Here is an 11,742-nt window from a genome sequence, read left to right on the forward strand (position 1 = left end):
TTCACAAATTCTCATCTTCCTTACTATTTACCGTGAATCATTCTTAGTTCGTTTAACGCGCATTACGTTGTAATTGATTCTATCAATGCTTTTAAAATCCATCTCAAACCGCTCTGATATAAAAAATAGCAATATCATCGTCAATTAAATCAATTTTTAGCCGCTTATTTTTCACTCCATCATACGTCATAGAAACAGCAATGCTTTCCGCAAGAGAAGCACACGAATTTAGTTGTCCGTATCGGAGTTTAGAATGAAAAAAGTAAGTGCAGTGGCTGCCGCAATTACATCTGTTTTAATGACAGGTGCCGTCTTTGCTGAGACCGAAGTGGCGTTAGATGTGATCGCTGGTGATGAAGCCGCACCCGTTGTTGAAAAAGTAAATGGTACCGATGTTATCGCTGATGGTTGGGAAATCTTCGGCTATGCGTCAATGAACTTTAGAACTGTTGATGGAAAATCAGTGGATACTGAATTTGGCAAACCAGATTACAAAACAGCAGGTACACACGGTAAGAGTACCAACCAAGTTGAATTCATCATCAAAAAGCATACTGAGCACGCGAACGGTGTTTGGTCTGACTTTGTTGTTCGCTCTGAATATGGCAACGGCAACTCTTATGCCTACTCTTCTGCGGGTAGCCAAAAAGACAATACCACTGCACAGTTTGAAGTGAAGGAAGCGTTTGTTGAAATCGGTGCGCTGCCTTACTTTGGGGAAGACACCTCGATTTGGGGTGGTCAACGCTTCCTAAATCGTGCGTCTGGTCTGTTATCTGGTGAGTTCTGGAAGCAGTCATCAGGTGTTGGTGCCGGTATTCAAACTAAGCTCGCTGGCAACACCGCAGGTATCGCGTATGTGATTGCCGATCCAGACGCAGGCGCACCAGATGTGTTGGTGTGTGAAGACAACAGCAATGCGTCGACGTGTGAGATTGTTAAAGCCAATGCTGAGCGCACTACCGTTTCTACTTTGGATTTCTACTACTATGGCGTAGATGTGGGCTTCGGTAGCGTAGATTTCGACTTTAAATACATGCAGCAAGAAGGCAAAGACAATTCTTCAGATGATGGCTTTGGCGCTGCAATTACTTTGAACACGAGTTACTACGGCTTAGACGGTTGGACGCAAAACGCACTTGCTTACGGTAAGGGTGTCGCGCAAAACCGTGGCGTGAACTTTGGTGGTTGGTCTGGCGGTGACGATAAAGCTGAATCTCTATTCTTCACTTCTTACGGTGTGCTAAACATCTCTGAAAACTGGCAGATGGGTTCTGAAATTACCTATATCGGTGCACTCGACCAACTGTTTGGTGCTGATGACTTAAAACGCTACCTTGTGGCTGTCCGTCCTTCTTATAAAGTGAACGATAACCTTCGTCTTGAGATGACGGCGTCTTATGGTCATGAAGAAGGGGCTGAAGGCTACTGGGGACGTACAGGGGATGATGTCGAAAGTGATATTTACAACATCGAACTCGCGGCGGCGTTTACTGTAAACGCAGACTACTTTGGTCGTCCTCAAATCAAACCTTACGTGAGCTACATTACCGCTGATGATGAAGCGAGCGCGCGTCAGATTGGCATCGAGGATGGTAAAAATGAAACCGTGATTGGTGTTCACACCGAAATTTGGTTCTAACCACACTTTGCAAAAGGCAGCGAATAGCGCTGCCTTGTTTGCTTTTGAATGATTGTTTAGCAGACCTGTTTTACCTTGAGAAAGAGAGATAAATCATGCAGAAAAACCGTGTAATCCTTGCCCTAATGTTGAGCTCGGCGTTAACCGCATGTGCGGCTTCTCCAACATTGGAAGCGACGACGTTGCAATCGGTGTCGGAAGCGGCAGTTTGCTGCAATAACTTCTCTGAATTTCCATGGTTAGAGCTCGGCACTAATGAGCAAATTGAGTTTTCGATTAATGCGGATTCGCCGGTAGGTCGCTTCGCTGAAGGGAACAGCTATTTTGCTGCGTTTAAGTTGCCAGCGCGTTCAAGCAAAGTGAATATTCAGCTTGCCAGCCATATGGTCAATGGCGAGGTTTTCGCGCCTAAGCTGATCACTTTAGATAAAGCGTTCAATATCGTGAATATCAATGATCATGATAGCTTTGATATCGAAACCACGGGCATGCTTACACGCACTCAATACCAGCTGAGCTTTACGCTCGACGTTGAGAAAACGCCTTACTTTATTGTTTATACTGATGAAAGCGAGCTAGGTGATTCGATTCAAATTCCTCATCCTGCCAAAGAGCGTGCTGTGGAGTTGGGGCAGCCAATGCCGATGGTGACCGACCCGAAATATACTTATGAAGCTTTTGGCTCTTTGGAAGTGGCGATCAAAACCTTATCGTTAGCCGCGCCTTCACGTACCACAGAGACACAGAAAGCGGCAGTTGTGGTGGCTCCGGTAAAATTGTCAGCGCCAGCATCAGCAACCATGCAAACATCGTCAGCAGTAAGTTCGAACACGAAATCGGCATCAACGAGTGTTCATGCTGATACACGAGCCTATTATTTTGAATCTATTCGAGCAGCAGTGAAGAACAACCAAACATCAAAAGCGATGACACTGCTAGAAGAAGCCAACCGATTGGGTATCGACGGCGCACAGAAAGTGTTTGTTGACGCCGTAGATAACAAGTAACTCCATTATTAAAGTGTCTATTTTTGGACCTCAGAGAGCGCTTTCGCGCCCTCTGAGTTTTTTTAGTCTCTAGCAATACATAGCTTTTCTGCAGAACGCTTGTTGAGCAAGTAGTTCTCTTCCTCAAGCGCTCGGTGCGATAGTGCTGGGTTAGGTTGAGCGAAGGTTAATCCTTCCAACAAAGTAACTGGTGCTAATGGTTTTAATCTGGTTTTTACACCATCACGATTACACTTCATTTGCCCGGATTCTGGGTACCATTCGATCTCAATTGAACCGTCAATCACATCGGCTTCAATGCCGACCTCATATTCCTGACCGCGCAGTTTCACGATGAACTGAACTTCAGGTTGAGGGCGTTCAAACTCAAATGAGAATTTGGTTTTCTCAGCTTGTTCGACGTCAACATGCAGGGCGTTGTTATCACCAAACGGCAGTCGAGCGCTTAGGCGTTTCCAAGTTGATGGTAAGCTTGGGCAAAGCTTGATGGTGTTGCGCGAGAGCTGTGGCGTAAAGCCGAGATAGTCTTGCTGAGTGTTACGAGCAAATTCCGACACTGACCACGCTTGAGCATAAGTTCCGCTTTGAATGACGGACGTCGCAGACGCTTGGTAAGCATCCAAGTTTTCGCTCATGGTGCCGCGATGTCCCTGATATAAAATCTGATGGGCTAAGTTTTTGCTCAGTTGATACGCTAAATCCTGTTGCTGGTAACGGGTAAGTGCGCCCACAGTGAAGCCTGCGTTCCAACCCCAAATGGTCCCATTATGGTATGCCGCATCTTTGTGATACTCAGGGCGGTTGTCATGATAGGGGTGGAATTCTGGGTGCTCTTGTTGCAAAGAGCAGATGCCCCAAGGGAAAAGCAGATGCTCGACGCTGTTCTTCACAATGTGCTGCCCAGTATACTCTGGAATTAAGGCTTGGTTGGTCGGAATGGTCAACGTCATTAGCTGGTTTGGGCGAATACTGATGTCTTTCACATCGTCTTGCTTGAGATGATCCGCTAAGCACATGGATTCGCTATCCCAGAACTTGTCGATAAAGCTGGCTTTCACTTTGTTCGCCAAAGTTTGGCAATGTTCCGCTAAGGCGTGGTCACCATTCCATTTTGCAAGTTGGTTTGCCACTTGTAGACTCTCAAACCACAATGCTTCGATGTCGTTGGCTTTCGGACCACGAGGTGACCATGGGATCTGACCGTTGATCTTGGCGTCCATCCAGGTATCGGGATCGCGATGTCGCATCAAGCCATCATCATCGAGATAGTGCTTTTCAACCCCTTCAATAAAGCGCTCTATGATGGGCAACATTTGCTGGGCGAACTGTGTATCACCGGAGTAGTTAATGTATTCGAAGATCTCGCGAATCATCCACGGTGTGCCGTCGGTCGTGTTGTAGATGATATTAGTCTCGCTGGTGACACGGTTTGGAATTCGACCATGATTTTTGTCTTTCAGATCATCTAACTGCATCGAAGCAAAGTTGGTGATGATGTCGCGGGCTTCGTCAAACTCGCCATTCACTAAACTGGTGCCGGGCAGCGCGATAAAGGTGTCTCTGCCCCAACAGTCTTTAAACCATGGCAACCCCGCCCAGATGCCGGTACCCAGCTCTTTATTGACGAAGGTTCGGCTGGCCAATCGTGCCCACATAACGGCGCGGTTGTATTCCAGATCGTCACACCAAAAATAGTTCTTGGTCAAAAACTCAAATACTGCGTTTTGATGTTTCAACTCTGCATGTTCGAGGGCTGCATTTTGTGCTTGTTGGATAGCATCGGTTTTGTTGTTGGAGAAAGCAAAGTAGGCAGTGAAGCGGTTCGTTGTGGTCTCTGAACTGAGCTTAATTTGAATGTTTTGGCTGCCGGATAGTACGTTATCGCTGACGTTCGAATCTCTCTCATTGAGCGTTTGTGCTCGGAAGCTTTGGTTTGCGCTGATCGCGATAAACGAGAGCGAGCCTTCAGGGCAGATGTCTGGATCGACAGAGATAAGCAGGCAATCTTCCAACGCTTCTACTTGGCAGTACGATGGATTGAGGTTGAGTTCAGGAAACAGTGCCAACATTTCGCTGCTGGTGGATTCCACATTCAGTGCAGCAAGGCGTTGCCCTGCAATCAAGGACAAGCCATCTTTACTGGCATTCTCATAATGATGCTCGATTCCATATGGCATTAAGCAGGCATACTGCGCCTGTGTTTTGTCGTTGAATACGTTGCCAATGCGTGAGGCGAAACCACCTAAATACCAACCTTGATGATGGCGATAACGTGCCGTGCCCAAAGCGCTGTGTGTGGTGCCTTCATAGTAGCCGTCGAGGTTATCACCAAACACAAATGGGAAAGGCGTTTCGCTCTTGATCGCCAACGCCTCGAACAACTCATCGAGCGGAAGGATTTTGGCTGTGCTTGGCAATGATTTAGTGGGGATAGGACCTGATTGCGAAGTGATGAGATGATCGAATTTCAATTGAGTGAGTAAGGAGGGGGTGTCTGCCATTTCGGGTTTGACGCTTAGACTTGGCGACGCTGTGCTGAAGTCGAGCGTCAGCAAATAACGACCTGATTGTTTTGGTTCAAACACCAAATCATTACCAATGCCTTGAGTTGGAATAAGCGAGAGCTTTTGATTCAAACTGATATTCACTGCTTTAATATCATCTGCGGCGAACGTCCATTCTTCGTTGCCATTCAAATCGGCGATTTTGAATTGGTGTCTATCGGCTGGGAAAACTACGCTAGCTTGTAGTTGGTGCTCATCAATTGGCTGGAAAGGCGTATCTAGCCCCCAACCATTTAGTGTGCCTTTCAGATATAACGTTGGGTATTGGGGCATATTCTAGAGTCTCATAAAATAAAAAAGGCACAGCGAACTGTGCCAAATACGAACATGAAAGAATTAGCGAACAATTTGTTTTGCTGCAGTGTCTAGGGCGTCTTTCACGGTTTGCTTGCCTTGCATCGCGTTATCGATAGCAGCACCTTCCGCAAAGAAGTAAGACGTCATTTGAGGGATGTTCGGCATGATCTCGCCGTTTTCTGCGTTGATCATGGTTGATTTAATGCGTTCGTCACTTTCCAGCACTTTCTGGAACGATTTTAGTGTCACGGCACCAAGTGGCTTGTCGTCATCCATGATTTTCAATGCGGCGTCTTGGTATAGGTAGTTTTCTAGAAACTCAACAGCCAGATCTTTGTTTGGGCTTGATGCGTTAATACCCGCACTCAAAATGCCAACGAATGGGTTACCTTTACCGCCGTTTAAGGTTGGCAACACAGCAACGCCGTAGTTCACATCTATTTTGTCTAGGTTGCCCCAAGACCACGGACCGTTGATGGTCATTGCCACTTCACCTTTGGTGAACGACGCTTCGGATACTGAGTAATCCATATTTGGATCGACGATGCCTTTGTTGACCATGTCGACAAGGAATTGCAGACCAGCCACACCCGCTTCATTGTTTACACCCGTGTCTTTAGCATCGTAGCCTTCTGCTGTTTTACCAAAAGCATAAGCGCCGCCAGCTGAAATCATTGGCCAAGTGAAGTAAGCGTTTTTCACGTCCCACATGATCGCTTTCTTGCCTTGTTTTTGCATCGCTTGGTGGATGGACTCCAGCTCTTCCCAACTCTTAGGTGGGTTTGGCAACAGGTCTTTGTTGTAAATTAGAGAAGGGACTTCGATAGCCAGAGGGTAGCCAAAGATTTTGCCATCTACAGTGACTGCATCCCAACTGAAATCGACAAGCTTATCTTTAAACTCTTGGCTCGGTTTCACTTCTTGCAGTAAGCCCGCTTGAGCGTAGCCACCAAAACGGTCGTGTGCCCAGAAGATGATGTCAGGACCACCGCCTGTCGCGGCGTGTTGTTGGAACTTTTCTTCTAGAGAATCCGGGTGCTGAACATTAACCTTAATCCCCGTATCTTCTTCGAACTGTTGACCAATTTGGCTCAATCCTTGGTAAGACTTATCACCGTTGATCCAAATGATGATTTCACCTTCCTGCATTGCAGAAACAGAAGGCGCTAAAAGAACAGATAAAGTGCAAAGCGAAAGTGTTTTTAGAATAGGTTTCATTGCGATAGATTCCTTGTTTCAAATCTAGTGACTGGACGTCAGCTGTTGTTTCACGGTTTGATAATACGGGGATGCACTCTGCGGTTAAAATTGATTTCTTTGTCGTTGGTATTACATTTTTCTATATCAATGCGTTGGAATGTGATCGGGGAAGCGCATTGGCTTGGGTGATTCCCAGTAGCCAATGCTTTGCGGTGGTTGATGTAGAGAAGGGGCTTGGAAGGTTTTGACTGTTTTTGTGAACAGCAGCCAAATTTAATCTGCGATGGAAGTGTCTATATCTAGTGTGAAAGCACTAGCGCACTGTGGCTCGATATTCAGTTGGCATTTACCGACACCATTTTCGACGCGTAAGGTGAGTGGAGAAAGACGATTCATAGCGTCTTTTAAGATGTACTCGCCATCGCGCAGTTCGAGTTTTTTGATCAGCTCAGATGGCATGACCAACTCTATGTTTTGAGGTTGTTCTCCCCTTAATCGTGCGACTGCCAAAATCAATTGCTGACTCGAATAGCGAGCAAAGCAGAATGACTCTTCCCCCAAGGCTTGTTGATTACTTGGATACAGGTCAAAGTAACCTCCCATTTTGGCTGGCGAGGTCAAAGCTAAGTTGAGTAAGCGTTGATAATAGGCTCTTACTTCTTTCTGTTGTTGCGATAACAAGCCCCCGTCGAACTTGCCATGATTCATCCACTTTTGGTGTTCTGGGACACCGATGTAATCAAAGATGGAGGTACGACTTGGTTGCCCAAAGCCTGCGTTTTCTCTTCCTGCTTCTCCCACTTCCTGTCCGAAATACACCATGGTTGGTGAGGTGCTAAGCAGGGTAGAAATCAACATAGCGGGCAAGCCGTTCTCTGCACTGCCAGCAAATTCAGGCGAGGCAAGACGCTGCTCATCGTGGTTATCAAGGAAGTGCAGCATGTGGTGTTCAATATCCATCATGCTTTCTTGAATCTCACTGATTTTGCTCACATGCTGTTTGCTGTGCATCACGTCTTTGAGGCAATCATAGAGGTCAACTTTGTCGTACAGATAGTCCATCTTGCCGAGATGAATGTAGTCGCGATAGAGATGCGGTTGATACACCTCTGCCATCAAAAACGCCTCTGGATTGACTGCTTTGATGCTGGAATTCATAAAGCTCCAAAACTCGACAGGCACCATTTCCGCCATGTCATAACGGAAGCCATCGACGCCTTTGTCTATCCAGTAAAGCGCTATGTCGCGGAACTTATACCAAGAGTTTGGCAGCGTTTTGTCTTGCCAGAATTGCAAATGCTCAGCATGGGATTTGTTTGCGTAATCGGCTGGCAGTTCTGGGAAATCTTTGCTGCCGTCTGGGCGCACGCCGTAATTGATTTTGGCGGTTTCATACCAATCATCAAATTGCGGCTGAGCAAGCCTAGAGCCGTTGCCGGTCCATTTGGCGGGAAACTCTTCAAAGGCAGGTAATTTTTCAAAGGAAGAAAGGTTCCTAATCAGCGTCGGGTCACCTAGCGGGGAAAATTGCTCAGGAATGTTAGGCAACTCAAACGCTTGATTAGGAACGTAATAGAAATTGTTGTCACGATGGTACTCAACGCTCGTATCGTCATCGGCACCAAAATCTCGCACACCGACAGGGTTGTTCAAACCTCGGTAACGTCTGGCAACGTGGTTTGGCACAATATCGATAATGACCTTCATGTTGTGCGCATGCGTACGCTCGATAAGGGCTTCAAACTCTTCTAATCGATGTGCAGGATCATCCGCCAAATCGGGGTTCACTGAGTAATAATCTTTCACCGCATAAGGCGAGCCTGCTCGTCCTTTCACCACCGCTGGATGGTCGTTCTCAATGCCAATGGCACTGTAATCGCGGATCACCGCATGGTGTGGTACTCCGGTGTACCAAATGTGCGTAATGCCAAGCTGTTGAATGGCAGTGAGCGCCTTGTCGTTAAAGTCACTGAACTTACCGACGCCGTTTTGCTCAATGGTGCCCCAAGGTTGATTGGTGGTGTTGGTGTTGCCAAATAGTCGGGTGAAAACTTGATAAACGTTCGCTGCGGAATTCATAGATATTTAAGGGAGCTCGTGGCTCCCATATCCTCCAAAATTTATTTCAGTTTGACTGCGAAAGACTCGTAAGGTGCGAGGGTTATCGTCGCTGCAATCGCACAAGGCGTCGCATAGTTACTGATTAAGCACTCTACCTGATCGGCTTGATATTGGGTTGGAACTTGCAGTGTTTGCTCGTGCTCTGAGAAGTTACTCACGATAAACAACTGTTCACCTTGGTATTCGCGCACGTAGCCAAACACGTGTTGATGCTCTTGCCATACTGGAGTGAAGCTTCCGTAGACGATGGTTTCATGACGTTTACGCAGCTCAATGAGCTTTTTGTAGTGGTAGAAGATCGAGTTCGAATCGTTAAGCGCTGCTTCCACGTTAATCTGTGGGTAGTTCGGGTTGACCGCAATCCAAGGTGCTCCGCTGGTAAAGCCCGCGTGCTCTGATGCGTTCCAGTGCATTGGTGTACGTGCGTTATCACGACTGTTCTTGTGAATCGCATCCATCATGTGCTCGTGGCTGATACCGACAGCGGTTTTCACATCGTAGAATTGTCGCGTTTCGATATCGCAGTAATCGCTTAGTTGGTCGAACGCCACGTTGGTCATGCCAATCTCTTCGCCTTGATAGATGTATGGCGTGCCTTTCAAAAAGTGCAGCGTTGTTGCTAGCATCTTGGCTGACTCGACTCGATAGGCTTTGTCATTGCCAAACTTCGACACTGCACGAGGCAAATCGTGGTTGTTCCAAAATAGGGAGTTCCAACCCGTGTCTTGCAGCTCGACTTGCCACTTGGTTAGCACGTCTTTGAATTCTTTAAGGTCGAGCGGAATCGGCTGCCATTTGTCGCCACCTTGCCAGGTTAGGGTAATGTGTTCAAATTGGAACACCATCGACAGCTCATGACGCTCTGGCGCGCTGTACAACTTAGCGATCTCAGGCGTTGCCCCCCAAGTTTCACCGACCGTTAATACATCTTTGCCACCGAAGGTTTCTTTGTTCATTTGTTGCAGCAGCGGGTGCAGGCGATCGCCATTGCCCGTGATGCCTTTGTCGACTTCTTTTCCTATCAGATCAATCACATCCAATCGGAAACCGCCGATGCCTTTTTCAATCCACCAGTTCATCATCTTGAATACTTCTTGATGAACTTTCGGGTTCTCCCAGTTCAAATCTGGCTGGCGTTTTGAAAAGAGGTGGAAGTAGTACTGCTCGGTTTTCTCGTCCCATTGCCAAGCATCGCCACCAAAAATCGATTCGATGTTATTTGGTAGATTGCCTTCTGAGTCTGCATCACGCCAGATGTAGTAATCGCGGTACGGGCTATCCTTAGATTCACGTGCAGAAACGAACCAAGGGTGCTCATCCGAAGTGTGGTTAACCACCAAATCCATAACGATTTTGATATCACGCTCGCCAGCTTCTTTGAATAGCTGTTCCATGTCTTCCATGGTGCCGAACTCACGTGCGATGGCTTGATAGTCTGAAATGTCGTAACCATTGTCATCCATTGGCGATTGGTAAACAGGAGAGAGCCAAATCACATTGATGCCAAGGTTTTTCAAGTAATCTAGTTTGCTGATGACACCTTTTAGATCACCGATGCCATCATTGTTGGAGTCGTAAAAACTGCGTGGGTAAATCTGATAAACGACTGCATTATGCCACCACGTTTTTTCCATGTTATTTGTGCCTTTTCAATCAAAAATCTAAGACAAAATATAGTGGCTTTTCCCCGCTAGTAGAAATTGAACTTTTTGCTTATGATATAGGAAAAATTGATACCTAAATGAGTGGGCGATGATGAATCGAGTGAATCGATATTTTCTGACCGTAGCCAGAACCGGAAACATCAAGAAGGCGTCTGAGCTGCTGCATGTAACACAACCAACCCTGACAACGGCGATCAAGAAGCTAGAAAGCGATATGGGTGTATCGCTATTAATACGTCGTTCTAAAGGCGTAGAGCTGACAGAATACGGGCAAGTATTTCTCCGTTATGTCGAGGAACAGCAAGAAAAACACCTCGATTTGATGCACAAAATTCAAGACATGCATCAAAGGGAACACGGTAAACTGAAGATCGGTGTTGGTGAAGCGTGGTGGGAGCTTTTTGTGCGACATGGGATCACCAAATACCAAGAAGCGCATCCTCATAGCTCACTCTATATTGAATTTGGCAACAACCTTTCTTTGATGCAGCACCTGATTCAAGGTGATATAGATTTATTTATTGGTCACGAAATCGGCGGATTGAAAGATCTTATGCCGGTGGTGTTCAGACCGCTGTTCCAAGATCAAGAGTCTTTCTTTGTTCATCGAGACCACCCTCTACTTAATGACAAAATGTTTTTGGAATCACCATCCGAGGCGATGTCTGCTTATCCACTGATCCGCGTAACGCCGGGGCATTCTCGATACAGCTCAGTGCTCAACAACGCATTCGAGTACGATCAAATCTTCAACCAATCCAATGAAACTGCACTTGTGGTTTATGAAGTCGGTTCTCTGCTTGCTAGCTTGGATTTGCTCGAAACGACCAATGCTATTATGCCTTACAGCGATAAGATGAACGGTTGGATGGAGAAAAACGGCGTGAAGTGTTTGCACACAGATACCAGTAAAATCGGTAATGTCGGTATCTATCACAAACGCCAGCTAGATAACGACAAAGCTCAGTTCCTTATCAATGAAATCCTGACCATGACGACAGAGATTTAGTAAGGTCTTACATACCCTCATAGTAAGCACGAATCGATTCTAAAGAGATAATTTTATGACCAACAACATAAATTTCAGAGCCTTCCTACCAAGTGATAAAGAGGATTGCCTGCGCATCTTCGATGAAAACTGCCCTGAATATACCCAAGTGACTTCAAGATGCAGGATTCAGAGCGTTGTCATTGATTCGAGAGCAAGGAAAGCAACGCAGTGTAATAGCCAGCTCTTTCCAAGTTGT

At 46.4% G+C, this 11,742-nt stretch carries 7 protein-coding genes and 1 pseudogene; 4 read left to right on the forward strand and 4 right to left on the reverse strand.

The window, feature by feature from the left end; genetic code table 11:
* The first annotated feature begins 253 nt into the window (after positions 1-253).
* A complete protein-coding gene (locus MHO32_RS18390; RefSeq protein ID WP_005450008.1) occupies positions 254-1,642 on the forward strand; it encodes a carbohydrate porin in 1,389 nt (462 codons plus the stop codon).
* Between the two features lie 95 nt (positions 1,643-1,737).
* On the forward strand, positions 1,738-2,649 hold the full coding sequence (locus MHO32_RS18395; RefSeq protein ID WP_114320384.1) for a MalM family protein: 912 nt from the start codon (positions 1,738-1,740) through the stop codon (positions 2,647-2,649).
* A gap of 62 nt (positions 2,650-2,711) precedes the next feature.
* Here the strand turns inward: MHO32_RS18395 and MHO32_RS18400 are convergent, their stop codons facing one another.
* From MHO32_RS18400 to MHO32_RS18415, 4 genes are all read right to left on the reverse strand, one after another.
* Complete coding sequence (locus MHO32_RS18400; RefSeq protein WP_239213338.1) at positions 2,712-5,486, reverse strand: amylo-alpha-1,6-glucosidase; 2,775 nt, start codon at positions 5,484-5,486, stop codon at positions 2,712-2,714.
* A gap of 63 nt (positions 5,487-5,549) precedes the next feature.
* On the reverse strand, positions 5,550-6,728 hold the full coding sequence (gene malE, locus MHO32_RS18405; RefSeq protein WP_239213340.1) for a maltose/maltodextrin ABC transporter substrate-binding protein MalE: 1,179 nt from the start codon (positions 6,726-6,728) through the stop codon (positions 5,550-5,552).
* Between the two features lie 255 nt (positions 6,729-6,983).
* On the reverse strand, positions 6,984-8,789 hold the full coding sequence (locus MHO32_RS18410) for an alpha-amylase family protein (protein ID WP_239213342.1): 1,806 nt from the start codon (positions 8,787-8,789) through the stop codon (positions 6,984-6,986).
* 41 nt (positions 8,790-8,830) lie between these two features.
* Positions 8,831-10,465 carry a glycoside hydrolase family 13 protein gene (locus MHO32_RS18415; protein WP_239213344.1) on the reverse strand — a complete coding sequence of 545 codons (1,635 nt, stop codon included), beginning with the start codon at positions 10,463-10,465 and terminating at the stop codon, positions 8,831-8,833.
* Positions 10,466-10,583: 118 nt separating this feature from the next.
* Here MHO32_RS18415 and MHO32_RS18420 point away from each other — a divergent pair, with 118 nt between their 5' ends.
* Together MHO32_RS18420 and MHO32_RS18425 are read left to right on the forward strand one after the other, a co-directional pair.
* Complete coding sequence (locus MHO32_RS18420; protein WP_080640346.1) at positions 10,584-11,504, forward strand: LysR family transcriptional regulator; 921 nt, start codon at positions 10,584-10,586, stop codon at positions 11,502-11,504.
* Between the two features lie 55 nt (positions 11,505-11,559).
* Positions 11,560-11,742, forward strand: a pseudogene (locus MHO32_RS18425) (hypothetical protein); the annotation flags it as partial.

Source organism: Vibrio sp. MMH1-50 (assembly GCF_022347645.1).
In the GTDB taxonomy this organism is placed as follows: Bacteria; Pseudomonadota; Gammaproteobacteria; order Enterobacterales; family Vibrionaceae; genus Vibrio; species Vibrio harveyi.